The sequence below is a fragment of the Listeria grayi DSM 20601 genome (assembly GCF_000148995.1).
Taxonomy (GTDB): domain Bacteria; phylum Bacillota; class Bacilli; order Lactobacillales; family Listeriaceae; genus Listeria; species Listeria grayi.
Map to the genome: position 1 here is coordinate 844,818 of NZ_GL538352.1, position 23,350 is coordinate 868,167.

Here is a 23,350-nt window from a genome sequence, read left to right on the forward strand (position 1 = left end):
CATGGATTTTGGGAAAGTCGTGACAGCAATGGTCACACCATTTCATGCAGAGAAAGATAAAGTTTGCAAAAAAAGAATACATCATTTAGTCGAACATCTCATTAAAACTGGTTCCGATGGTCTTGTAGTCGGAGGAACTACAGGTGAATCGCCAACGCTGACACATGATGAAAAAATCAAGCTATTTAAACAAGTCGTTGAGACGAACGCAGGTCGCGTAAAAATCATCGCAGGTACAGGATCGAATAATACGGCAGAGACGATCGCTTTCACGCAAGAAGTTGCTGAAATCGGCGGAATCGATGCTGTCTTGGTTGTTGCACCTTATTACAACAAACCAAATCAAGAAGGCTTATACGCGCATTTTAAAGCAGTAGCCGAAGCTTCTCCGCTGCCAGTAATGATTTATAATATTCCCGGCAGAAGTGTTGTGAACATCGAACCGGAAACCATTATTGCGCTTTCCAAACTACCGAATATCGTCTCTGTAAAAGAATCAAGCGGCAACTTAGATAACATTTCAAAAATCATTGCAGAAACAAGCGAGGATTTTACCCTTTATAGCGGCGATGATAGCTTGACCCTGCCGATTTATGCAGTAGGAGGAAACGGAGTCGTTTCTGTAGCGAGCCACGTAGCCGGCAATGAACTGCAAGAAATGCTCAAAGCTTTTGATAATGGCGATGTGAAACGCGCAGCTGCGCTTCACCGCCAGTTATTGCCGCTGATGAAGGAGCTTTTCAGTGTTCCGAATCCAGCGCCAACAAAATATCTGCTCAATAAGCAAGGAATCAGTGTTGGTCACGTTCGCTTGCCGCTGACCGAAGTAGATGAACAAACCGGAAAACAATTAGAAAAACTGTTAAATCAGTAGATAAGAAAGGAGGATGACATTTGACTATCAAAAAAGTAAAAGCCATCAAAATCATCCCGCTTGGTGGGGTAGACGAAAATGGTAAAAATTTATATATCGTAGAAATTGATGAAGACATCTTTATTTTAGATGCGGGCTTAAAGTTCCCAGAAGATGAATTACTAGGGATCGATGTCGTCATCCCAGATTTTAAATATTTAGAAGAGAACAAAGACCGGGTAAAAGCTATCTTTTTATCCCATGGACATGAAGATGCGATTGGCGCACTCCCTTACTTACTCCAAAAAGTGAAAGCCCCTGTTTATGGAACAGAACTTACGATCGCTTTAGCAAAATCAGCAATGAAAGCATTACCGAAACTAAGATTCCGTAATTTCCATGTCGTAGATGAAGAAAGTGTCTTATCCTTCAAAAAGATCGATGTTTCCTTTTTCCGTACGACGCATACGATTCCTGATTCAGTTGGGATCGTTCTGCAAACAAGCGAAGGAGCCGTGGTCTATACAGGCGATTTCAAATTTGATCAGTCCGCTGCAGTAGGTTATCAAGCAAACTTGAGCCATATTGCTGAAGTGGGTGAAAAAGGCGTGCTTGCGCTTCTGTCTGACAGTTCAGAAGCGGAACATCCGGGCTCGACTGCGAGCGATCACTTAATCAATGAAGATATTCGTCATGCCTTTCGCTCCGCAGAAGGAAGAGTTGTTGTAGCTTGTGTTGCATCTAACTTTATTCGTCTGCAGCAAGTGCTAGACGCATCATTCGCTGTAAAAAGAAAAGTAGCGATCGTCGGAAAAGAATTGGAACAAGTCGTTTCTATCGGGAAAAAATTAAATAAATTATTGATTGATGATGAATTATTGGTATCACTGAAAACAGCTAATAAATTGCCGGATCATGAAGTAACGATCATTGAAACCGGTAATCTAGGAGAGCCAATCAAAAGCTTGCAACAAATGGCGAATGGACATCATCCCCAAGTCAACATCAAGGAAGGCGACACAGTGTACATTACTACAACATCTTCACCTGCCTTGGAAACGGTGATGTCAAAAACATTAGACATGCTTTATCGCGCCGGCGCCAAAGTACTTACAATGAACAGCAACCTGTTCATTTCCGGACATGGTAGCCAAGAAGATCTGAAATTGATGATGAATCTACTTAAGCCAACCTACTTTATTCCTGTACATGGAGAATATCGTCTCTTGATCGCTCATGCGAAACTAGCTAAAGAAGTAGGCATCCCGCAATCAAACACATTCGTTATCAGTAAAGGTGATGTTGTCGAATATAAAAACAATAAGATGTCTGTTGGTAATCGTGTGTATGCTGGAAATACGCTGATTGACGGACTAGGTGTGGGAGATGTGGGCAACATCGTCTTGCGTGACCGGAAATTGTTATCCGAAGATGGGATCTTCATCGTGGTGGTAACATTGAACCGTCGTAGCAAAACGATCGTTTCCGGGCCAGAGATCATTTCCCGAGGCTTTGTTTATGTAAGAGAGTCCGAAGATCTGATCGAACAGTCTTCCAAAGTGATCACCACGATCGTTGAGAAAAATTTGGCGGATCCTGAATTTGAATGGGCAAAACTGAAGCAGGATATTCGTGATAAGCTTAACCGTTATTTATTTGAACAAACAAAACGCCGTCCAATGATCTTACCGATCATCATGGAAATTTAGTCCAATCAAAACAACTCTCGCTATAGCCGAGAGTTGTTTTTTTTACTGCTTTTATGATATATTGAAGTACGAATAAAGACAAGGAGCTATCAACTATATGGAAATTTGGATCGTTATCGGGATATTTGCTTTTCTCGTATTTATCGCCGGTTTAGTCATGTTGTTCTTGCCGATCACGAAAAAAATTGGTGCTATTATACTTATTGTTGGGATGCTTGCTATTGTGAGCTCCATTATTGGTGTCGTTGTGAGCCTTAAACACTATCAGGATGTTCAAAATCAAGTGTTTGAATATGGCAGCAAAACGACAGATTCTGCAGAAAATACAGAAACGAAGCAAATACATAAAAATTACTCCGTAGACTGGAAAAATACAGACGACGCCATCAATAAAGAAATCAAAAAAATCACGATTACTAAAGGAAAAACATTTTCCACAATGGAAAATAAAGACATGCCGGGGAGTGTTACGGTTTATCTGACGATCACTAACAAAACAGGGGAGACCATCGACACTTATCCAACACAAGGCGAGCTGACTACTGACGCAGAAACTGTTAACGGCGCAGATGCCTTGCTATCAGATTTTGATAAAACCAAGCTAAAACCAAACGAGAAAACTACTGGAAAATTAGTTTTTCCGATTGCTAAGCTGAAACAGGTTGGGGACGTGTCGCATATCCAGTTAAACTGGCTGAATTATATCGGCAAAGCAACTGATCCGAAGCGAACGGAAACAGAAGAAATCAAGCTGCCTGCTAAATAATGACATAGAAAAAGCACTGCTTTAACGGCAGTGCTTTTTTTTATACATGCAAAGCTTCTTCTAAATACCCATCGTACGTGATTTCCTTATTGTAAAACTCGTCTTTGGAAATATTTAACACACGTGTTGCTAATGATTGTAGTAATTGGTGGTCATGCGAAGCAAACAGGATTGCACCTTTAAAGCTTGCCAAGCCATTATTTAAAGAAGTGATCGATTCCAGATCCAAGTGGTTGGTAGGTTCATCCAAGATAAGCACATTAGAATGCGATAACATCATTTTAGACAACATACATCTCACTTTTTCGCCCCCAGATAACACGCGGACTTTTTTCAACACTTCATCGCCACTAAACAACATACGTCCTAAGAAGCCGCGCAAGAACGCTTCGCTGTCATCTTCAGGAGAGAACTGACGAAGCCAATCTACTAAGTTCATATCATTTTCTTCAAAGAACTCCGAGTTGTCTTTCGGGAAGTACGTTTGCGAGGTTGTAACACCCCATTTGTAGCTTCCTTCGTCTGGTTCTAATTCACCAGCAAGAATTTGAAACAACGTCGTTTTGGCAAGCTCATCATCGCCGACCAAAGCCACTTTGTCATTTCGATTGATAGTAAAGCTTAGATTATCTAATACTTTTACACCATCAACCGTTTTAGAAAGATTCTCTACCGTCAGTAAGTCGTTACCAATCTCTCTTTCCGGTGAAAATTGAATGAATGGATAGCGTCTGCTGGAAGGTTGGATATCTTCCAGTGTGATTTTATCCAGCATTTTTTTCCGGCTGGTCGCTTGCTTCGATTTGGAAGCATTCGCACTGAAACGAGCGATAAAATCTTGGAGCTCTTTGATTTTTTCTTCTTTCTTTTTATTGCGGTCGCCCATCATTTGTTGTGCTAATTGACTGGATTCATACCAGAAGTCATAGTTACCGACGTACAGCTGGATTTTGCTGAAATCAAGATCCGCAATATGTGTACATACTTTGTTTAAAAAGTGACGGTCATGTGAAACAACGATGATCGTATTTTCAAAATTGATTAGAAATTCTTCCAACCAGTGAATGGCACGGATGTCTAAGTGGTTGGTAGGTTCATCGAGTAATAGCACATCTGGTTTACCAAACAGCGCTTGTGCAAGCAATACTTTCACTTTTTCAGAACCAGTAAGTTCTTTCATCAGTTTATCGTGAAGACTGGAATCGATTCCCAGTCCGCTTAGTAAAACAGCAGCTTCTGATTCTGCTTCCCAGCCGTTCAGTTCCGCAAATTCACCTTCTAATTCAGCGGCGCGGATACCATCTTCATCGCTAAAGTCTGCTTTCATATAGATCGCATTTTTTTCTTCCATGATTTTATAAAGCACATCATGACCCATGATGACCGTATTCAAAACAAGTTCTTCATCATATTGGAAGTGATCTTGCTTCAAAACGGCCAACCGTTCACCAGATGGCAAGTGAACATTTCCAGCTTGAGATTCGATCTCACCAGATAAGATTTTCAAGAAAGTGGATTTACCAGCACCATTAGCACCAATCAATCCGTAGCAGTTTCCAGGTGTAAACTTAATGGAAACATCTTCAAATAATTTTTTATCGCCGTAGCGTAATCCTACGTTATTTACAGTTAACATGTTTTTCCTCCCATACAAAGTACACAATTAGTTCTATTTTAACATGAGTTAGAGCACAAAGAAACCCAGTAAATGATAGAAAGGTCATTTATCGGTTGTCTATAAAACTTGTTTTCCGGTATAATTGCTGTTAGATAATGGAAGGATGGCGAAAAGATGAAGCACACCATAGCATTGTTAGCAGATGTGTATAGTAATAGTACAGCACTTGAAGCTGTTAACGTTAAAAGGAGATTTGGAGATGGAAAAAGATATTCTTTTACTGCAAAAAATAAATAAATGCCTCGCCTTACCAGGTACAGAAGAAGTCTTCCCATTCGGAGCGGAAACGCATGTCTTGCGGCTCGCCGAAAAGATGTTTGCGCTGATTCATCGTATGCCGACAGGGGAACTATACATGTCCTTAAAATGTGATCCTGCCAAAGCAGAGATACTAATGCAAGAATATCGCTCGATCATGCCGGGTTACCATCTCAATAAGCAGCATTGGATCACGATCGTCTACCATGATGACGCCGCGACCGAAGTGGAGGCTGAACTCGAACAGAAATTGATCGAAGCCAGTTATCGCCTAGTATTTTATAAGTTGACAAAGAAAAAACAACAAGCATTCCGCCTAAAATACGGGGGAGAGCTTTTTGATAAAAGCGAGTAAGATACTTTACAAACGAAGAGATACTGGTATAATGATACGAGTAAGACAATTACATAAACGTTACCACAGGGGGAGCTTTATAAGCTGAGACTGAACACTTGATGTTCTAACCCTTTGAACCTGTTCGTTAGTACGAGCGTAGGGATTGTGGCAAGTAGCATTTCGATATCGAACTGCTTTCTTCTGGGGTGCGTTTAGCAAAAAGAAGAAGGGAGTTTATTTTTTATGGTCAATAAAAGATTGTTAGTGCTGCTGGAATGTGCTATTTTTGCAGCGATCGGACTTATTTTAAGTCTAGTACCGACCGACATCGGTTCGAGTTTTTCGATTTCACTGGGAATGATCCCGATTTATGTGATCGGGATTCGCCGCGGCTTCTGGGCGGCTGGTTTCACAGGGCTATTATGGGGATTACTGCATTTTGTAGTTGGGAAAGCGTATATCCTGACTCCATGGCAAGCAGTCATTGAATATGTCATTGCATTTGTATTTGTGGCATTTGCTGGTATCAATTCGAGTAAAATTCGCTATCTCATCATTGCAAAATCCTACAAAAAAGCAATCAGCCTAGCGTGGGTATCGATGTTTGTAGGGGGCTTTGCAAAATACTTTTGGCATTATGTAGCTGGCGTTATTTTCTGGGGAGCCTATGCCTTTAAAGGTTGGAGCGCGCAATTATTCTCCATTGTTATGAACGGAGCGAGCTTTTTAGCCACTCTGATCGTGGCCGGAATCGTTGTTAGTTATCTCATAAAATTAGCACCAAACTTATTTTTTTCAAAAAAATAGTACTTTTTTATAAAAACGGCTAACCCTTTGATAGAGAAGCGGTCAGTCAGTTCAAAAAGGAAAGCTTATTGTAAAATAAAAACACAATAAGCTTTCCTTTTTGTTTAGAAATGGGGAAAGTAGGGCATGTTAAGGGAGAGTAGTTTAGTTTTATATAGAAAATGACCTTGGGAGGTGTAGGGCGTGTTAAAATTTGAACACGTATCAAAAACATACAAAGGTGGTAAAAAAGCGGTAAATGATTTGAACATCGAGATTGAGAAAGGTGAATTTATTTGCTTTATTGGACCTAGTGGTTGTGGTAAAACAACGACAATGAAAATGATCAATCGACTAATCGAACCGACAGAAGGAAAAATCTGGATCAATGACAAAAATATTTTTGAGGAAGATCCGGTGAAATTAAGACGATCGATCGGCTATGTTATCCAACAGATCGGTCTCATGCCGCACATGACGATCCAAGAAAACATTGTGCTGGTACCAAAACTTTTGAAATGGTCGGAAGAAAAGAAACGGGAACGTGCTCAGGAACTTATCAAATTGGTGGATCTACCAGAAGAATTCTTGGATCGTTATCCGTATGAACTAAGTGGCGGACAGCAACAACGGATCGGCGTGCTCAGAGCATTAGCAGCGGATCAAGACTTGATCTTGATGGATGAACCATTTGGAGCACTTGACCCGATCACTCGAGATGCCTTGCAAGAACAATTCAAAAACTTACAGCGCGAACTCGGCAAAACGATTATTTTTGTTACCCATGATATGGATGAAGCATTGAAATTAGCAGACCGTATTGTTATCATGCATAGCGGAGAAATCATCCAATTCGATACACCGGACGAGATATTGCGTAATCCGGCTACAGACTTTGTAGCAGATTTTATCGGGAAAGAACGTTTGATCGAGGCAAGACCAGACGTGACGCAAGTAGGTCAGATCATGAATCCGAATGCGATCTCGATCACTGCGGATAAATCGCTTCAAGCAGCCATCCAAATCATGAAAGACAAACGGGTCGATACCTTACTTGTTGTCGATGATCGGCATAACTTAAAAGGCTTTATCGACGTTGAAGCAATCAATAATAATCGTCGCACAGCTACATCGGTTATCGATATCATGGAAAGAGATGTATTCTCTGTGACGGAAGATACATTAGTACGTGATACGATCCAACGTATCTTGAAACGCGGTTATAAATATGTTCCAGTTGTAGATAATGAGAAAAAACTGGTCGGGATCGTAACGAGAGCAAGTCTTGTCGACATTGTTTACGATTCTATTTGGGGAGAAGTAGAAATTCCAGAAGCAAAGGATGCCTCTCCAGTAACAAGTGAGGGGGAATAAAGAATGGATTCATTTTTTGGTTTCTTTCGCGAAAACGGCCATAGTCTGCTTGTGCAAACATGGCAGCATCTCTATATCTCCTTATTAGCAGTTTTGCTTGCGATTGTGATCGCAGTTCCAGTCGGGATTATGTTGACACGCTCGCCAAAATTAGCAAATATAGTCATCGGAATCGTCAGTGTCTTGCAAACAGTTCCATCCTTAGCGATCCTGGCTTTCATCATTCCATTCTTGGGCGTAGGGACATTACCGGCAGTCGTTTCCCTATTTATTTACGCTTTATTGCCGATCTTGCGAAATACATTTATCGGTGTCAAGGGCGTCGACAAGAATTTGATCGAATCAGGTAAAGGAATGGGAATGACTAACTGGCAGCTGATCGTCAATGTGGAGATCCCGAATTCTATTTCCGTTATTATGGCTGGGATTCGTTTATCTGCAGTATATATTATTGCTTGGGCAACGCTTGCATCTTACATAGGCGCTGGCGGTCTTGGTGATTTCATTTTCAATGGTTTGAATCTATATCGTCCGGATCTTATTCTCGGCGGTGCCATACCGGTTACGATTTTGGCATTGCTCGTGGAATTTGCACTTGGAAAATTAGAATACCGAATGACACCGAAGGCAATTCGTGAGTCTAGGGATAATAGGTAGGAGGAGGCAGATAAAATGAAGATTATAAAACGATCAATCATACCCATCATGCTGATCGCCGTCCTTTTAACTGGTTGTTCCTTACCGGGGCTCGGCGGTGGTTCAAAAGATACGATCAAAGTAGGTGCGATGAGTACCACCGAATCACAGATCATCACTAATATTTTAAGCCAATTGATCGAACATGATTCGGATTTAAAAGTAGATATTGTCAATAACTTAGGTTCTTCCATCGTTCAGCAGCAAGCGATGAGCTCAGGTGACATCGATATATCCGCAACGAGATATACCGGTACAGACATAGCAGCGCTTGGACTAGAACCGATCAGTGATCCTAAAAAAGCATTAGCGGCCGTAAAAAAAGGCTTTAAAGAACGTCATCAAACATGGTTTGATTCTTATGGTTTCGCTAATACCTATGCATTCTTAGTACGAAAAGATACTGCAGAAAAATATAATTTAAAAAATGTAAGTGATATGCAAAAACATCAAAGCGATTTAGTAGCAGGTGTCGATAACTCATGGATCGACCGTAAAGGGGATGGCTATCAAGGTTTTTCGAAAACCTACAATATTTCTTTCAAACGGATTTTCCCCATGCAGATCGGTTTGATCTACACCGCGCTCAAGAATAATCAAATGGATGTTGCATTGGGTTATTCGACAGACGGACGTATCCCGACCTATCATTTGAAAATGTTGAACGACGACAAACATTTCTTCCCGCCATATGATGCTTCGGCAATGGCAAGCGACAAGATCTTGAAAAAACATCCTGAACTGACCAAGATCATCAACAAGTTGAAAGGTAAGATCTCTACTGAAGAAATGCAGCGCTTGAATTATGAAGCAGATGGCAAATTAAAAGAACCTTCCGTTGTCGCAAAAGAGTTTTTAGAGAAAAACAATTACTTTGACAAGGAAGGGGGCAATAACAAATGAATACTTTACAACAACTGATCGATTATTACCAAACGAATGGATCATATGTCGCATTTGAATTCTGGCGTCACTTTCTAATGAGTATTTACGGTGTCTTATTTGCCGCGATCATAGCTATTCCAGTAGGCATCTACATTGCTAGGCATAAAAGGCTTGCAAACTGGGTGATCCAATTTGCTAATATCATCCAAACGATCCCTGCACTTGCAATGTTAGCAGTGCTAATGCTGATTATGGGTCTCGGAACAACAACGGTAGTGGTAGCACTCTTCTTGTACTCCTTGTTGCCAATACTTAAAAACACCTATACCGGTATCCAAAACGTTGATAATGCGCTATTAGAATCCGGAAAAGCTATGGGGATGACGAAATTCCAAGTATTGCGGATGATCGAACTGCCGCTTGCTTTATCCGTTATGATGGCTGGTATTAGAAATGCACTTGTAGTTGCAATTGGTGTCGCAGCGATCGGTACATTTATCGGTGCGGGTGGATTAGGGGATATCATCGTTCGTGGTACAAATGCTACCAACGGAACGGCGATCATCCTCGCAGGCGCACTTCCAACAGCATTGATGGCCATTATTACCGACTTGCTGTTAGGGTGGCTAGAGCGTGCTCTTAGCCCCGTGAAAACGAAGAAGAAAAAAATGCAGGAAGTTCTATAATAGTTTCAAACAGGGAGTGGTTAAAACCACTTCCTTTTCTTTTGAATAACATAATAATATTATGTAAACTAAGTAAGATTCTTATGACTTTCTCTCGAAATTTTCATTTTTTTCCTTTATAATAAGAGTATAAATAGCTTCGCATAGGAGTGATGATGAGATGACCTACCGGTTGCCGAAACAAGCGAAAAAATTATTAGAACAACAGCATACTTTGCCATATCTACTCTACACAGATAATGGTGGCTATCAAGTCACTATTTATACGACCTTAGGTAAAATCAGTGGCATTGTGATCCAACATGAATCAGGGAAGACTGCCGATGAAAAAGAAACAGAAGCAATATTATTCCAACTTCAAAAATATTATTTTTACTTTGAATACTTGCGGAAGCGTTTGGCTCTTGTAAAAGAAAAAGACAGTAGTATCGCAGAAAAAATCGAAGTTCAATCCGCGATCTTAGAAGAACAAGTGCTTTTTGATGAAAAAATCCAGCCAAAAGCGGATGCCTTAAAGACGATGCTACATGTGTTTGATCAGCAGCAATGTAAAATGGATGTCTATCAAGAAGATATTTCCTTATTAAATGAAAAAATAAAACTGCAACAAAAGATCACCAGTGAAGATTGGGAAGCAGCTGAAGACTTGGCAATTGCTTTTGGTACTTCTGCTTATGCGCAAAGTATTTACTTGCAGGATTACCGCTCCTTGCGCAAAGCGTTGCAAAAGTGGACCGCAGAGCAACAAAAACAACTGCCGGCTGCCAAGCGACGAGAGCTTAATAAGTTGCTGACATTGCTTAGTGATACCAATGCTGGCCTTGTTTTTGATCATATCCTTTCATTAGTCCCTCGTTTAGAGGAAAACTTAATGCTGGATAAGGAACGCTCTAAGGCAGCCCGAATCTCCGAGTTCCAAAAAGAATTCGGTAATTACGTGAAGTTCTATAAACCGGATATCGCGAAAGTAAAAGCATTAGTTCGCAAATAAAAAACGCTCTGCACTTGGCAGAGCGTTTTTTATGTTCTATTTGATAATCCCTTTTTTCTCAAGAAAGTTTTTTGCCACTTCTTTGGCAGATTTTCCATTCACATTGACTTCATAATTCATTTGACGCATCTCATCGTCTGTAATGATATTGCTGAGTTTGGACAATGGTTTTTTGAGTTCTGGATATTTCTTGATCGTCTTCGTAAGCATCAATGGTGCTCCTTGATAAGGAGGGAAAAGGTGCTTATCGTCTTGTAGTACTTTTAGTTTGTATTGTCTGATCTCGCTATCCGTAGAATAAGCATCCAGTAAGTTGATGTCGCCTTGCTTATAGGCACTGTAGCGCAATTTCGGCTCCATCGTTTTGATATTAGGGAAGTGGATGCCGTATAATTTTTCGATCCCTTTATAACCATCGCCGCGATCTTTGAATTCGAGTGTGAATCCGACCTTCAGTTTATCCGTTACATCTTCTAGATCACTGATATTCTCGATCTTATTAGCTTTGGCAAATTTAGGAGAGATGGCTAGTGCATACGTATTATTATATTTCATTGGAGGCAAATAAGTCATATCGTATTTCTTGGCGATCCCATCTCGTGCTTGTTCATATACTGCTTTTTCGTCCCGTGATTTTGCTTTTTCCTGTAAGAAAGTTTCTAAGACTGTTCCGGTAAATTCTGGATAAATGTCGATATTTCCGGATTTGAGTGCATTAAACAAGAAGCTTGTTTTACCCATGTTCGGTTTGACATTCACTTTCAGATCCGTTTCGTCTTCAATCACATATTTATACATGTTGATCAAGATCTCTGGCTCCGCGCCTAATTTACCGGCAATCGTAATTTCTTTCTTTTGTCCGGAAAAATAGGGGATCGCGATGACAGAAGCAGCTAATAGGACTGCAACAATCAATGTAATAATGGTACTTTTGAAAGAAGCACGTTCTAAATAACGCAAAATCGCGTCAAAAACGATTGCTAGTAAAGCTGCCGGGATCGCACCGAGGAGGATCAGATAGTTGTCATTACGGTCAATACCAAGTAAGATCAAATCCCCAAGGCCACCAGCGCCAATCAAAGCAGCAAGTGTAGCAGTCCCGATGATGAGTACCATCGCTGTGCGGATACCGGCCATAATAACGGGCATTGCAAGGGGCAGCTGAACTTTGAACAACCGTTTACTACGGTTCATCCCCATTGCTTCACTGGCTTCGACAAGCGCCGGGTCGACTTCTTTGATCCCGGTATATGTGTTTCGTAAAATCGGTAGTAGCGCGTAAATGAACAGCGCAATGATGGCTGGTAAAATGCCGATGCCGACTAATGGAATCAATAGACCTAACAGAGCAAGCGAGGGAATCGTTTGCAAAATCGCTGCTACTTGAATGATCGGTTCTGCGATTCGCTGATGCCGTGCTAGATAGATTCCTAACGGCAAAGCAATGATAACAGCAATAAACAGGGCAATGAAGGAGATCTGCACATGTTGGAGCAATGCTGTCAGAAGCTCTCCTTTACGATCCGCTAACGTATTTAAAAAGGTATTCATACATGCTCACCTTGCCTTTCCATCACGATCGATAGGAAGCGCAAGACGTGCTGATTTGTAACAGTGGCAATAAAATTGCCATCTGCATCTTTTACAGGAATCGATTTTGTGTCTGCTAAAGTTTGAATCAGTGAATCAAGGCTATCAGAAGCATTCACATACAAGCTACCGTCATCTGTTTGGTAGGATAAATGCAGGTTTTCATCTAATAGATCCTGAACCGTATAGCTACTTCCCAAGACAGATTGGCTATGTGCATTACCGGAATCCAAGAAATTACGAACAAACTCATTTTCCGGATGACGTAAGATCTCTTCGGGCGTGTCGATCTGTACTACTTCGCCATCTTGCATCAAACAGATCCGATCGCCGAGCGCGATTGCTTCCTGCATATCATGAGTAACAAACACAATCGTTTTTTTGATTCGTTTTTGCAGATCAGAAATATCTTGCTGCAACTTTTGACGAGAGATCGGGTCAAGCGCGCTGAATGGTTCATCCATTAAAATAATATCTGGATCAGCTGCTAGGGCGCGAACCACGCCTACACGTTGCTGTTCGCCACCAGATAATTCTGCTGGCTTGCGGTGACGGTACTTTTCCGGTTCTAAGCCAACGCTGTCGAGCAGTTCTGTGATGCGTTCCTGGATTTTTTTCTTATCCCATTTTTTCAACTCTGGAACGATCGCGATATTTTCTTCGATGGTCATATGTGGAAAAAGTGCGATTTGCTGCAATACATATCCGATATTCCAGCGTAATTCGTGAATATCATAATCACTGATTCGTTTGCCGTCTATGTAAATGGTTCCCTTTGTCAGTTTATTGAGTCGATTGATCATTTTCAGTGTCGTCGTTTTTCCGCAGCCACTAGGACCAATAAACACAAAAAACTCACCATCTTTGATCTCAAGATTGATGTTTTTTACTGCTTCTAAGCCATCTTTGTAGGTTTTAGAAACATCTTCAAATTTAATCATGCTGCACCTCCTGTATGGAATGGATTTTATTCGTATAAAACGAATGCGTGTCGTGCGCGTAAGTCACTTCGTTCTTTTACCCTCTTTTTTAGTTTTTACACCTAGAATCGCGAGGTAAACCATTGATGTTTCTTTTTATTTATAATTTTACATGTTACAATAAACTAAGCTACATAGCAACTAGAAAGAAAGGTTTGAAATAAACAAATGGATATGAAAAAATTTGCGGAAATGCTACAATCGAAATTTCCTTTAATGCCTTTGAAAGAGAAGGAATCATTGGCTAAATATAGTTATACAAAAACAGGTGGACAAGCAGATCTTTTTGCGATGCCGCGTGATATGGAAGAAGCAAAAGCATTGATTGCCTTGATCGATCAGCATGATGTCCCGCTTACTGTCATCGGCAATGGCTCTAACCTTGTTATTCGAGATGGAGGCATCAGAGGGATCGTGGTTCATTTTGACTTGCTTTCTTCTATCAAAAGAGAAGGGACAAAGGTCATTGCCGGTAGTGGTGCGAAAATCATTGCTGTATCGGAATTTGCCTGCAATGAGAGTCTCAGCGGCCTAGAATTTGCCTGTGGGATCCCTGGTTCAGTCGGCGGAGCACTTTATATGAATGCTGGGGCATACGGCGGCGAGATCAGTCAAGTTTTAGTGGAAGCAACGGTGCTTGATCAATCTGGGAACCTGCTTCATTTGGAGAAAGAGGACTTGACGGCGAGTTATCGGAACAGTACGATCGCGAATAAAAATTATATAGTTTTGGAAGCTGTTTTCCAGCTGGAGCTTGCCGAAATGGCTGTCATTCGGGCACAAATGGACGAATTAACGGCACTGCGTGAAGCCAAGCAACCGCTAGAATATCCATCGTGTGGAAGCGTCTTTAAGCGGCCACCTGGTTATTTTGCCGGGAAATTGATTCAAGATGCCGGCTTGCAAGGCTTGCAAATCGGCGGAGCGCAAGTTTCCGAAAAGCATGCTGGTTTCATCGTGAACGTAGACCATGCGACCGCCACAGATTATATGGATGTCATTCATCACGTTCAAAAAGTAATAAAAGAAAAATTTGACGTTATTTTAGAAACGGAAGTTAAAATCATCGGAGAAGAGAGGCCAAATGAGTGAATGATTTAATTCGATTTGTGAAGCAGAAAAGTGTTACACGTGTTTTAGTGTTTTTACTATTAGTATTCGTGCTCTATCTAGTTAGGAGCATGATTGATATTATTTTGATGACCTTTATTTTCTCTTATTTGATCACGCGGTTAGAAAACTTTATTTTAAAGCGCGTGTCGATCTACAGACCGATCATCGTTATTATTTTGTATGCACTGATCGTTGTGTGTCTGACGTTGCTGCTTGTCAAATATGTTCCGATCATCATTGAACAACTGAATCAGCTGATTAAATTCGGGAATGCTTTCTTTACAACTAAAAGTAATAACCAAATCATTGATTACATCGTAAAAATGGGGAATGATTTCAATATCACCAAATATACAGATAAAGGTTTTACATTCCTGCTCAGTTCGCTGAAAAGCACGGGAACGGTAATGATGAACATTTTTATCGCACTGATGTTGAGCCTGTTCTTTTCACTTGGCAGAGAACACCTATTAGTATTCACAAAACAATTTGAAACGAGCAAGATCGCTTTTATTTATGAAGAAATGAAATTCTTTGGCGTGAAATTTGTACGGACGTTTGGAAAAGTCATCGAAGCACAATTTTTGATCGCATTAGTCAACTGTGTGCTGACAACGATCGTCTTATGGTTCCTTCACTTCCCGCAACTGCTTACACTATCGATCATGATCTTCTTACTCGGATTGATACCTGTCGCCGGCGTAGTTTTATCATTGATCCCGCTTTCAATCGTTGGGTTTTCGATCGGTGGTATCAAATATATTATTTATGTGATTATTTTGATCGTGGTGATCCACGCGATCGAATCGTATATCCTTAACCCAAAATTGATGTCGGCAAAGACAAACCTGCCTGTATTTTATACGTTCATCATTTTGATTTTCGGTGAACATTTCTTTGGGATATGGGGATTGATTGTCGGCATCCCTGTGGTAATGTTCTTCTTAGATGTTTTAGAAGTGACAGGGCAGGAAGGAAAGCTTGGTGGAAATAAAAAAATGACTTAGGACATCCCTAAGTCATTTTTCATACAGAAAAGGAGGCTACGTCATGCTGACGTTACAACAAATGTCCAGAGAAGAATATACGAATTACCTATCAAATGCGGTTATTGATTATGCGGCTGATAAAATAACAGCTGGAACTTGGACGAAAGACGAGGCAATTGGATTAGCAAACGATGCATTTGCTGATTTATTACCTCAAGGAATCGATACACCTAACGAGTATTTATATACGATCCACCGCTCCAATATTCCAATTGGTCACATATGGCTACATTACAAAGACCAAGCAGCATTTATCTATGACTTCTTGATTTTCGCCGATTATCGAAACAAAGGATACGGTTCAGAAGCCATGACCTGCCTAGAACAAAGAGCTAAACAGATAGGTGCGGTGAAGCTATCCCTACATGTTTTTGCGCATAATAAGCAGGCGGTTCATGTTTATGAAAAAGCTGGCTTTCAGTATACGGATCATACAATGGCAAAAAATATTTAGAAACCAGCTACTTGTTATATCGAAAATTATAACCAAGCAAGGTGTCAGCAGCTTTGTAAGCTCTGAATTGATAGATCAGCGGCGACCAAGCCTCGCTATTGATTTGGCCGTTTTGATCTAGAATGGATTCAGCAGCTAGGACCTGCGAGATAGAAAGTTCGACAATCGCGAACTGCTCTCTCTCCGTTATATTTTCGATATCCGCAGCTATTTGTAGCGGGCACTCAGCAATTGCCGGTACAGCTGTATCAGGAATATGTTTAGGCGAGAAGCCACTTGTTGCAAATTTGTCGGCATCATAGGTATAGCCCATTTTTTGTTTATACGCCGGCACTTCAAGCATTCCTGTCTTTTGGGCGATTTTTTCGACCTCGTTCCACTGATGACTTGCCGGCACATTGATTACTGCCTGCGATCCGGCCTGAATATTACGGAAACCTTGGCTTTGCTGGGCGATCCCGATAACGATCTTATCGATCAGCGTCCACGAAGAAGACAAAGGGGTGATATTGGCTACGCCGGTAATTGGATCAATGGTCGTTAGTAAAAGGACCGGAAAACCATAGTATAGACTGTTTGCTTTTACTGCTTGATGTTTCATAACTATCATCCTCACTTTCTAACTCAACCATATCATCTCAATGAATCGATGCACATCGAAGTGTCAAAAGGAGGGCTTTTTTTGGAAATCAAAGAGGCAGATCTTTATGCTGTTACTAGATTATTAAATGATCAAACTCGAATCGCGATTTTGGAAATACTTATGGACGGTCGTTTCCATACCGTCAGTGAATTAGCTAAATACTGCAAAGTAAAAACCAACACTGCAAGCTTTCATATGACAAAGCTACTGGAAATAGGTTGGCTGGAAACCCATAAGCAGGGGAGATATCGTTATTATCGGCTAGTGGATGAGCAGTTGGCTGGTCTATTGGAGCAGCTCCTTATCTTAGCTCCTGTAAAAAAACATACGACTTTGATGAAAAGTTTGGAAATGGAGCGGCTGATAGAAGCGCGGACTTGCTATAATCATCTCGCGGGAAAGTTAGGAGTAGCGCTACTGAAGTATCTATGCGAGCAGCAACTGATTTCCCGTCAAAAAGGACATTTAATAGTTACCGAAAAAGGCCTGTTGTTTTTCCGCAACTGGGGGATCGAGGTGGAAAAACTGCAGGATCCGCTATGTAAAGATTGCTTAGACTGGACGGAAAGAGATTTCCACCTCGCTGGAAAACTTGGCAATGCAATATATCAGACGTTTCGAGATAATGGCTGGATCGAAAGTCACCCAACAGATCGCTCTGTTACGCTCTCAGTTAAGGGTAGAAACAGGCTCCCATTTTTAATATAAAAAAGAGACGCATGGTGCGCCTCTTTTTATTTTATAATTCTTCGCCGTTGCTTGCGATCACTTGCTGATACCAACCAAACGATTTTTTCTCAGAACGTTTTAGTGTACCATTACCGGCATTGTCTTTATCTACATAGATGAAGCCGTAGCGTTTTTCCATTTCGCCGGTCCCGAAGCTGACGATATCAATGATTCCCCATGGCGTATAGCCAAGTAGATCTACACCATCTTCTTCGACTGCTTTTTTCATTTGGATAATGTGTTCTTTCATGTAGCTGATGCGATAATCATCATGGATCTCGCCGTTTTCTTCGACTTTATCATATTCGCCGAAACCATTCTCAACAATGAAAAGCGGAAGGTTATAACGCTGATAGACAACATTCATTGTATAACGTAAGCCGATTGGATCGATTTGCCAACCCCAGTTGCTCGCTTTCACATTTGGGTTTTTCTTCGTGACGATCTCGCCATTTTCTTCTGCAACCGTACGCGACATATAATAGCTGAAGCCAATGTAATCGACTGTTCCTTCGCGAAGAGACTGCAACTCTTCTTCCGAGTAATCGATATGATATTGCTTACGTTTCCATTCATTCAGAGCATAAGCAGGAATCTCGCCACGGGCATGGATGTCATTGTAGAAGAAACGTTCGTTCATTGCTTTGACAGAAGCCAACATATCTTCTGGCTTACAAGAATAAGGATACACAGGAACATAGGCCATCATACAGCCGATTTGGAAATCTGAATTGATCTTATGACCTAATTTTACGACTTTGCTGCTGGCGATCAGTTCGTTCAAAGATGCTTGATAAATGATTTCTTCCGCATTTTCGCCGTCTTTGATCTGCACTGCAGAGTTCGTCCAATTGTGTAAGCGTTCGGATCCATTTGCTTGATTATTGATTTCATTAAATGTCATCCAGTATTTAACTTTGTCTTTGTAGCGATTCATGACCACATCTGCAAAGCGGACAAAAAAGTCGATCAATTTTTTATTACGAAAACCACCATATTCGGTATAAAGATGATAAGGGATCTCAAAGTGAGATAGCGTGATAATTGGTTCAATATCGTATTTTAACAATTCATCGAACAAGTTATCATAAAATTGAAGACCCGCTTCATTTGGTTCGGTCTCGTCGCCATTTGGGAAAATCCGGCTCCAGGCAATGGAGGTACGAAAACATTTTAATCCTAATTTCGCAAATAATGCAATATCTTCTTTATAATGATGATAAAAATCGATCGCCTCATGATTCGGATAGTTTTTGCCCGGTATCACGCCCTCAGTGATCTCGCGTGCTACACCATTTGCGCCTGCCGTCATGACATCTGCAATACTGAGGCCTTTTCCGTCTATATTCCAAGCACCCTCGATTTGATGAGCAGCTACTGCGCCGCCCCATAAAAATTTTTTGTCCACTATTTTCGTGCTCCTCTCGTTTGCCTACTTCTCTAGCAATTTTCTAGTTAAATATAGCACTAGGGTTCCCCACTGTAAACGCTTTTCCGACAAGTTGAAACATGTTTCAAACATTAGGAATAAAGCCATTCGATTCTGTTTCTATCTGATTGGTCTTAAACAATGAAAAAAGGGTATATGGAGAATGAAAAGTTATTTTAGTAATGGGAAAGGGTGGGGGAAGATGTCTCTTTATAAACGTATCTTAGTTGGTGTTGACGGGTCTAATGAAGCAGAAGCAGCTTTCAGACGCGCGGTACAATTTGTCAAAGCAGAAGAGGATGCTGTACTGGGAATTGGTTTTGTTGCAGATGTTCGCAGAATAGCCCCGTTGATCGATTATGAACAAACATATGCAAAGAAAGCAAAGGCATACGGCGAAGAGTTGGTAGAGATCTATAAGCAAGAAGCACTTCGCTTTGGCGTCCAACATATCGAAACCTTCGTCCATTTTGGAACCCCTAAATCCACATTAGTCCGTAAAATATTAAAAAATTTCCAAGCCGATCTGATCGTTGTAGGAGCTACTGGATTAACGCAGACCGAACAGGCTCTTTTAGGAAGTGTCACGGATTATGTTACCCGAACCGCCCAGTGCGATGTCTTTATCGTCAAAAAATGATACGAATGTTACCAACAGCGTTTCCTAATGAAACGCTGTTTTTTTGTATGTAAATATAAAAAGCTGTTTGACAACATACAACTCGAATGATAGTATTGGATTGTCTGTTTAAGAGGCAACTTGTTGTAAATGAGAAGTTGTTTCTTTAGAAAAGGAGGATAGCTAAGTTGACTAAAATAAAAGTAGAACATCTAACTAAGATTTTCGGCAAACGTAAAAAGCAGGCACTGGAAATGATCCAGGCCAAAAAGTCGAAATCAGAAATTTTGAAAGAGACAGGTGCATCCGTTGGTGTATACGATGTCAGCTTTGAAGTGGAAGAGGGAGAAATATTTGTCATCATGGGACTTTCAGGAAGTGGGAAATCCACGTTGATCCGATTATTGAACCGGTTGATTTTCCCGACAAATGGCCATGTTTTTATTGACAATCAGGATATTTCCTCTGTCAGTAAGAAAGAATTATTGCAGATCCGCAGGCAGAAAATGAGCATGGTCTTCCAGAATTTCGGATTATTCCCGCATCGCACGATTCTGGAAAACACAGAATTCGGCTTGGAAGCACGTGGCATTGGCAAGAAGGAACGCATCGAGAAAGCAAGAGGAGCTTTGCAAAACTCTGGACTACTGGATTATCAAAATCAGTACCCGAATCAGCTTTCCGGAGGTATGCAGCAGCGCGTAGGATTGGCAAGAGCGATCGCCAATGATCCGGAAATCCTTTTGATGGATGAAGCTTTTTCTGCATTGGATCCTTTGATAAGAAGAGAAATGCAGACCGAACTGCTCAACATCCAAGATCAGCTTAAAAAGACGATTATTTTCATCACCCACGATCTGAACGAAGCATTGCGGATCGGGGACCGAATTGCATTGATGAAAGACGGAGAAATCGTTCAGATCGGGACGGGTGAAGAAATATTGACGAACCCGGCAAATGACTATGTCGAAAGTTTTATTGAAGATATTGATAAATCACGTATTTTGACAGCAGAGAACATTATGATTCCAGCAGTGACAATCAATATAGATGTCGATGGACCAAGAGTAGCACTCAATCGGATGCGCCAAGAAGAAATCAGTCTATTGATCGCAACAAATGCGAGTAAACAATTAGTAGGCTATATTACTGCCGAAGATGCCTACACAGCCAATAAAGAGAAAAAAGAACTTCGCGAATTCCTCAAACAAGATATCCCCACCATTGAAAAAGATATGAAACTCCATGATATTTTCAACATCATTCACCAAGTTTCTTCCCCAGTCATTGTTCTGGATGGAGGAAAGATCGCTGGCGTCATTGTTAAAGGAATTGTGATCGAGGCGCTTGCAACAAGCGAAAATGCAGCAGACAGCGAAGCGCGAAAGGGAGTTGAATCATGACAACTACATTTGTATTAGGAAAGATCCCTGTCGCTGAATCCGTTGAAAACTTGACAGATTGGATGACAACGAACTTCGCATCCTTCTTCGATTTTTTCCAAACGATCGGGCAGGGACTAATGGACAATATTACGTACTTATTGGGATTGATCCCGCCGCTCGTATTTATTTTGATCCTTGCCGTATTAGCCTTTTTTATTTCTGGTAAAAAAATCGGCTTGACCGCGTTTGTGATTATTGGGCTATTATTTATTCGTGACCAAGAATTATGGGACGCACTTGTCAATACGATCACCTTAGTAATCGTCTCCAGTTTAGTTGCGATTATTATTGGTGTTCCCGTAGGTGTCTGGATGTCGAAGAGCAAGATCGCAGAAAGTATTATCAAACCGATCTTAGACTTTATGCAGACGATGCCGGGATTTGTATACTTGATTCCAGCCGTCGCCTTTTTCGGCATTGGAGTTGTTCCAGGTGTATTTGCTTCCGTGATCTTCGCATTACCGCCAACTGTGCGCTTTACGAATCTCGGTATTCGGCAAGTGCCGGTTGAATTAGTGGAAGCCTCTGACTCTTACGGAACAACAGGATGGCAAAAGCTGATCAAGGTGGAGTTGCCAATCGCGAAATCAACGATCATGGCGGGAATCAATCAAACCGTCATGCTGGCATTATCGATGGTAGTTATCGCCTCAATGATCGGTGCACCTGGTTTAGGACGACAAGTACTACAGGCATTGCAACGCGCCCAAGTCGGAAATGGCTTCGTTGCCGGCGTATCACTTGTTATCTTAGCCATCATCATGGATCGCTTCACACAATATTTCAATACACGCAAACGGAAGACAAAAAACCAATAAGGAGTTTGTTAAAATGAAGAAAATAAAGTTAGCAGTTAGTTTAGTAGCAGCACTAGTTTTAGTGCTGGCAGGTTGTGGTGCTGGGGGAGCATCCTCTGACAAGAATAAGAAAATCAATTTATCCTATGTGGAATGGGATACAGAAGTTGCTTCGACACACGTTATTGGTAAAGTACTGGAAGACCAAGGCTATAAAGTGACGTATACCCCACTGGATAATTCTGTTATGTGGCAATCAGTTGCCAACAAAGAATCTGATGCTATGGTAGCAGCATGGCTTCCCAATACACACGCTGCACAATACAAGAAGTATAAAAGCAAGGTCGATGATCTAGGGGTCAATCTGAAAGGTGCTAAGATCGGCTTGACCGTTCCCGCATATATGAATGTCGATTCCATTGAAGATCTGAAAAATCAAGCAAATAAAAAGATCACTGGAATCGAACCAGGCGCTGGGGTCGTGAGCGCTGCTGAAAAAGCAACCAAAGATTACCCGAACCTAAAAGGCTGGGAGGTTGATACCTCATCTTCAGGCGCAATGACCGTTTCATTAGCAAAAGCACTGAAAAACAAACAAGATATCGTTATCACTGGCTGGTCACCACACTGGATGTTCGCTAAGTATAAACTGAAATATTTAGAAGATCCGAAGAAAAGCTTTGGCGATGCTGAATCGATTCATACCATGGCAAGACAAGGTTTGAAAAAAGACGATCCAAAAGCATATAAGATCCTAGATAAATTCAACTGGTCCAAACAAGATATCGAAGACGTCATGCTTGAGATCAATGATGGTAAAGATCCAAAAGATGCCGCAGCTGATTGGGTCAAGAAACATAAAAAAGAAGTTTCGGAATGGACAAAATAAAGAATATCCGGACAAACGCCTTGCGAAATTTACAGGGCGTTTGTTTTTTATAGGTAAGAGGGGCTATCTTTACTATTTAACTAGCGAAACTCCCTTATTTCCGCTATCATATGTATATATATATTCAATTTCTAGTGGGGAGGAAATTGCAATGAAAGAGACAATAACGGTAAAAAAAGGCGGTTTCTTAAATAAATATCGCACCATCCAACAAGGAATCAATGATGTGGATGAGGGCGGGACTGTCTATATTGAAAGTGGTGTTTATCAAGAAAGAATAATCTTGGACGGAAAAAATGTGACCTTGGTTGGTCAAGGAAATGTAACCGTCACAGGAGAAATAGATTATCCGCTGATCACAACCATTGATACAACACTTTCGTTAAAAGGACTTACGTTTATCCAAAAAGGACACACAAACGCAGTATATATAAAAGAAAACTCTAAGGTCAAGATCGATTCATGTACAATCGAAGGTGAGGATCACAAAGACGTCAAAACAACTTATCCAGCGCTATGGGTAGGGCTGGATAAGTTGTTTTTATTCAAGATTCAACACTGATCGGACATACTTCGAACAGCATTCATCTGCAA

At 41.0% G+C, this 23,350-nt stretch carries 24 protein-coding genes and 1 riboswitch; of the genes, 19 read left to right on the forward strand and 5 right to left on the reverse strand.

The genetic code is table 11. From position 1 onward, the window contains the following. Window position 1: 1 nt before the first annotated feature. From dapA to HMPREF0556_RS04280, 3 genes are all read left to right on the forward strand, one after another. Complete coding sequence (dapA, locus tag HMPREF0556_RS04270) at window positions 2–874, forward strand: 4-hydroxy-tetrahydrodipicolinate synthase (protein WP_003755868.1); 873 nt, start codon at window positions 2–4, stop codon at window positions 872–874. A gap of 20 nt (window positions 875–894) precedes the next feature. After that, window positions 895–2,562: a ribonuclease J gene (locus tag HMPREF0556_RS04275; protein WP_003755869.1), complete on the forward strand. Its 1,668-nt coding sequence runs from the start codon at window positions 895–897 to the stop codon at window positions 2,560–2,562. Between the two features lie 97 nt (window positions 2,563–2,659). Continuing rightward, window positions 2,660–3,328 carry a DUF4352 domain-containing protein gene (locus tag HMPREF0556_RS04280; protein ID WP_003755871.1) on the forward strand — a complete coding sequence of 223 codons (669 nt, stop codon included), beginning with the start codon at window positions 2,660–2,662 and terminating at the stop codon, window positions 3,326–3,328. A 40-nt stretch (window positions 3,329–3,368) separates the two neighbouring features. Here the strand turns inward: HMPREF0556_RS04280 and HMPREF0556_RS04285 are convergent, their stop codons facing one another. Further along, window positions 3,369–4,964, reverse strand: coding sequence for an ABC-F family ATP-binding cassette domain-containing protein (locus HMPREF0556_RS04285; RefSeq protein ID WP_003755872.1), 1,596 nt, complete (start codon window positions 4,962–4,964; stop codon window positions 3,369–3,371). A gap of 241 nt (window positions 4,965–5,205) precedes the next feature. Here HMPREF0556_RS04285 and HMPREF0556_RS04290 point away from each other — a divergent pair, with 241 nt between their 5' ends. The 7 genes from HMPREF0556_RS04290 to HMPREF0556_RS04320 all read left to right on the forward strand — a co-directional run bounded on the left by HMPREF0556_RS04290 (window position 5,206) and on the right by HMPREF0556_RS04320 (window position 11,019). After that, window positions 5,206–5,619: an MmcQ/YjbR family DNA-binding protein gene (locus HMPREF0556_RS04290; protein ID WP_040486465.1), complete on the forward strand. Its 414-nt coding sequence runs from the start codon at window positions 5,206–5,208 to the stop codon at window positions 5,617–5,619. A 58-nt stretch (window positions 5,620–5,677) separates the two neighbouring features. Beyond that, window positions 5,678–5,782: riboswitch (TPP riboswitch) on the forward strand. Window positions 5,783–5,844: 62 nt separating this feature from the next. Then, window positions 5,845–6,408, forward strand: coding sequence for an energy-coupled thiamine transporter ThiT (gene thiT / locus HMPREF0556_RS04295; RefSeq protein ID WP_003755875.1), 564 nt, complete (start codon window positions 5,845–5,847; stop codon window positions 6,406–6,408). Window positions 6,409–6,591: 183 nt separating this feature from the next. Continuing rightward, window positions 6,592–7,761 carry a betaine/proline/choline family ABC transporter ATP-binding protein gene (locus HMPREF0556_RS04300; protein ID WP_003755878.1) on the forward strand — a complete coding sequence of 390 codons (1,170 nt, stop codon included), beginning with the start codon at window positions 6,592–6,594 and terminating at the stop codon, window positions 7,759–7,761. A 3-nt stretch (window positions 7,762–7,764) separates the two neighbouring features. Beyond that, window positions 7,765–8,418, forward strand: coding sequence for an ABC transporter permease (locus HMPREF0556_RS04305; RefSeq protein WP_003755880.1), 654 nt, complete (start codon window positions 7,765–7,767; stop codon window positions 8,416–8,418). 15 nt (window positions 8,419–8,433) lie between these two features. Then, a complete protein-coding gene (locus tag HMPREF0556_RS04310) occupies window positions 8,434–9,360 on the forward strand; it encodes an osmoprotectant ABC transporter substrate-binding protein (RefSeq protein WP_003755881.1) in 927 nt (308 codons plus the stop codon). Then, window positions 9,357–10,028 carry an ABC transporter permease gene (locus HMPREF0556_RS04315; protein WP_003755883.1) on the forward strand — a complete coding sequence of 224 codons (672 nt, stop codon included), beginning with the start codon at window positions 9,357–9,359 and terminating at the stop codon, window positions 10,026–10,028. The genes HMPREF0556_RS04310 and HMPREF0556_RS04315 overlap by 4 nt, the downstream gene beginning before the upstream one ends. A 160-nt stretch (window positions 10,029–10,188) precedes the next feature. Further along, a complete protein-coding gene (locus HMPREF0556_RS04320; protein ID WP_003755885.1) occupies window positions 10,189–11,019 on the forward strand; it encodes a hypothetical protein in 831 nt (276 codons plus the stop codon). Window positions 11,020–11,055: 36 nt separating this feature from the next. Here HMPREF0556_RS04320 and HMPREF0556_RS04325 read toward each other — a convergent pair whose 3' ends face one another. Beyond that, window positions 11,056–12,570 carry an ABC transporter permease/substrate-binding protein gene (locus tag HMPREF0556_RS04325; RefSeq protein ID WP_003755887.1) on the reverse strand — a complete coding sequence of 505 codons (1,515 nt, stop codon included), beginning with the start codon at window positions 12,568–12,570 and terminating at the stop codon, window positions 11,056–11,058. Further along, window positions 12,567–13,550, reverse strand: coding sequence for an ABC transporter ATP-binding protein (locus HMPREF0556_RS04330; RefSeq protein WP_003755889.1), 984 nt, complete (start codon window positions 13,548–13,550; stop codon window positions 12,567–12,569). The genes HMPREF0556_RS04325 and HMPREF0556_RS04330 overlap by 4 nt, the downstream gene beginning before the upstream one ends. Before the next feature lie 207 nt (window positions 13,551–13,757). On the opposite strand from HMPREF0556_RS04330, the gene murB reads away from it, so the two are divergent. The 3 genes from murB to HMPREF0556_RS04345 are packed head-to-tail and all read left to right on the forward strand — an operon-like array spanning window position 13,758 to window position 16,205. After that, complete coding sequence (gene murB, locus HMPREF0556_RS04335; protein ID WP_003755890.1) at window positions 13,758–14,681, forward strand: UDP-N-acetylmuramate dehydrogenase; 924 nt, start codon at window positions 13,758–13,760, stop codon at window positions 14,679–14,681. After that, entirely contained in the window at window positions 14,678–15,709 is a 1,032-nt protein-coding gene (locus HMPREF0556_RS04340; RefSeq protein ID WP_003755892.1) for an AI-2E family transporter, read from the forward strand. The genes murB and HMPREF0556_RS04340 overlap by 4 nt, the downstream gene beginning before the upstream one ends. A gap of 43 nt (window positions 15,710–15,752) precedes the next feature. Further along, window positions 15,753–16,205, forward strand: coding sequence for a GNAT family N-acetyltransferase (locus HMPREF0556_RS04345; RefSeq protein WP_003755894.1), 453 nt, complete (start codon window positions 15,753–15,755; stop codon window positions 16,203–16,205). A gap of 7 nt (window positions 16,206–16,212) precedes the next feature. On the opposite strand, the gene HMPREF0556_RS04350 is transcribed toward HMPREF0556_RS04345, so the two are convergent. Then, window positions 16,213–16,806, reverse strand: a complete 594-nt coding sequence (locus tag HMPREF0556_RS04350) for a flavin reductase family protein (RefSeq protein ID WP_040486466.1) — start codon at window positions 16,804–16,806, stop codon at window positions 16,213–16,215. Window positions 16,807–16,887: 81 nt separating this feature from the next. On the opposite strand from HMPREF0556_RS04350, the gene HMPREF0556_RS04355 reads away from it, so the two are divergent. Continuing rightward, window positions 16,888–17,556: an ArsR/SmtB family transcription factor gene (locus HMPREF0556_RS04355; RefSeq protein ID WP_050776987.1), complete on the forward strand. Its 669-nt coding sequence runs from the start codon at window positions 16,888–16,890 to the stop codon at window positions 17,554–17,556. Between the two features lie 31 nt (window positions 17,557–17,587). On the opposite strand, the gene HMPREF0556_RS04360 is transcribed toward HMPREF0556_RS04355, so the two are convergent. Further along, window positions 17,588–18,985 carry a 6-phospho-beta-glucosidase gene (locus HMPREF0556_RS04360; RefSeq protein ID WP_003755900.1) on the reverse strand — a complete coding sequence of 466 codons (1,398 nt, stop codon included), beginning with the start codon at window positions 18,983–18,985 and terminating at the stop codon, window positions 17,588–17,590. 223 nt (window positions 18,986–19,208) lie between these two features. Between HMPREF0556_RS04360 and HMPREF0556_RS04365 the strand changes: the two genes are divergently transcribed. The 5 genes from HMPREF0556_RS04365 (at window position 19,209) to HMPREF0556_RS04385 (ending at window position 23,318) form a co-directional block, all read left to right on the forward strand. After that, window positions 19,209–19,646 (forward strand): universal stress protein, encoded by a 438-nt coding sequence (locus HMPREF0556_RS04365; protein ID WP_040486467.1) that lies wholly within the window; start codon window positions 19,209–19,211, stop codon window positions 19,644–19,646. A 167-nt stretch (window positions 19,647–19,813) separates the two neighbouring features. Further along, a complete protein-coding gene (locus tag HMPREF0556_RS04370; RefSeq protein WP_003755903.1) occupies window positions 19,814–21,028 on the forward strand; it encodes a quaternary amine ABC transporter ATP-binding protein in 1,215 nt (404 codons plus the stop codon). After that, entirely contained in the window at window positions 21,025–21,888 is an 864-nt protein-coding gene (locus HMPREF0556_RS13385; protein WP_003755905.1) for an ABC transporter permease, read from the forward strand. Before HMPREF0556_RS04370 ends, HMPREF0556_RS13385 begins: the two co-directional genes overlap by 4 nt. Before the next feature lie 13 nt (window positions 21,889–21,901). Beyond that, window positions 21,902–22,756, forward strand: coding sequence for a glycine betaine ABC transporter substrate-binding protein (locus HMPREF0556_RS13390; RefSeq protein WP_003755907.1), 855 nt, complete (start codon window positions 21,902–21,904; stop codon window positions 22,754–22,756). A gap of 151 nt (window positions 22,757–22,907) precedes the next feature. Further along, on the forward strand, window positions 22,908–23,318 hold the full coding sequence (locus HMPREF0556_RS04385; RefSeq protein ID WP_040486468.1) for a right-handed parallel beta-helix repeat-containing protein: 411 nt from the start codon (window positions 22,908–22,910) through the stop codon (window positions 23,316–23,318). The last annotated feature ends 32 nt before the right edge of the window (window positions 23,319–23,350 follow it).

Excerpts from the sequence above, each read along its gene's own strand:
- HMPREF0556_RS13390 (WP_003755907.1), top strand. The coding sequence starts at position 21,902 with ATGAAGAAAATAAAGTTAGCAGTTAGTTTAGTAGCAGCACTAGTTTTA.
- HMPREF0556_RS04330 (WP_003755889.1), bottom strand. The coding sequence starts at position 13,550 with ATGATTAAATTTGAAGATGTTTCTAAAACCTACAAAGATGGCTTAGAA.
- HMPREF0556_RS13385 (WP_003755905.1), top strand. The coding sequence starts at position 21,025 with ATGACAACTACATTTGTATTAGGAAAGATCCCTGTCGCTGAATCCGTT.
- HMPREF0556_RS04385 (WP_040486468.1), top strand. The coding sequence starts at position 22,908 with ATGAAAGAGACAATAACGGTAAAAAAAGGCGGTTTCTTAAATAAATAT.
- HMPREF0556_RS04285 (WP_003755872.1), bottom strand. The coding sequence starts at position 4,964 with ATGTTAACTGTAAATAACGTAGGATTACGCTACGGCGATAAAAAATTA.
- HMPREF0556_RS04345 (WP_003755894.1), top strand. The coding sequence starts at position 15,753 with ATGCTGACGTTACAACAAATGTCCAGAGAAGAATATACGAATTACCTA.
- HMPREF0556_RS04365 (WP_040486467.1), top strand. The coding sequence starts at position 19,209 with ATGTCTCTTTATAAACGTATCTTAGTTGGTGTTGACGGGTCTAATGAA.
- HMPREF0556_RS04280 (WP_003755871.1), top strand. The coding sequence starts at position 2,660 with ATGGAAATTTGGATCGTTATCGGGATATTTGCTTTTCTCGTATTTATC.
- HMPREF0556_RS04325 (WP_003755887.1), bottom strand. The coding sequence starts at position 12,570 with ATGAATACCTTTTTAAATACGTTAGCGGATCGTAAAGGAGAGCTTCTG.
- HMPREF0556_RS04310 (WP_003755881.1), top strand. The coding sequence starts at position 8,434 with ATGAAGATTATAAAACGATCAATCATACCCATCATGCTGATCGCCGTC.
- HMPREF0556_RS04305 (WP_003755880.1), top strand. The coding sequence starts at position 7,765 with ATGGATTCATTTTTTGGTTTCTTTCGCGAAAACGGCCATAGTCTGCTT.
- thiT (WP_003755875.1), top strand. The coding sequence starts at position 5,845 with ATGGTCAATAAAAGATTGTTAGTGCTGCTGGAATGTGCTATTTTTGCA.
- HMPREF0556_RS04290 (WP_040486465.1), top strand. The coding sequence starts at position 5,206 with ATGGAAAAAGATATTCTTTTACTGCAAAAAATAAATAAATGCCTCGCC.
- HMPREF0556_RS04350 (WP_040486466.1), bottom strand. The coding sequence starts at position 16,806 with ATGAAACATCAAGCAGTAAAAGCAAACAGTCTATACTATGGTTTTCCG.
- HMPREF0556_RS04320 (WP_003755885.1), top strand. The coding sequence starts at position 10,189 with ATGACCTACCGGTTGCCGAAACAAGCGAAAAAATTATTAGAACAACAG.
- HMPREF0556_RS04315 (WP_003755883.1), top strand. The coding sequence starts at position 9,357 with ATGAATACTTTACAACAACTGATCGATTATTACCAAACGAATGGATCA.
- murB (WP_003755890.1), top strand. The coding sequence starts at position 13,758 with ATGGATATGAAAAAATTTGCGGAAATGCTACAATCGAAATTTCCTTTA.
- dapA (WP_003755868.1), top strand. The coding sequence starts at position 2 with ATGGATTTTGGGAAAGTCGTGACAGCAATGGTCACACCATTTCATGCA.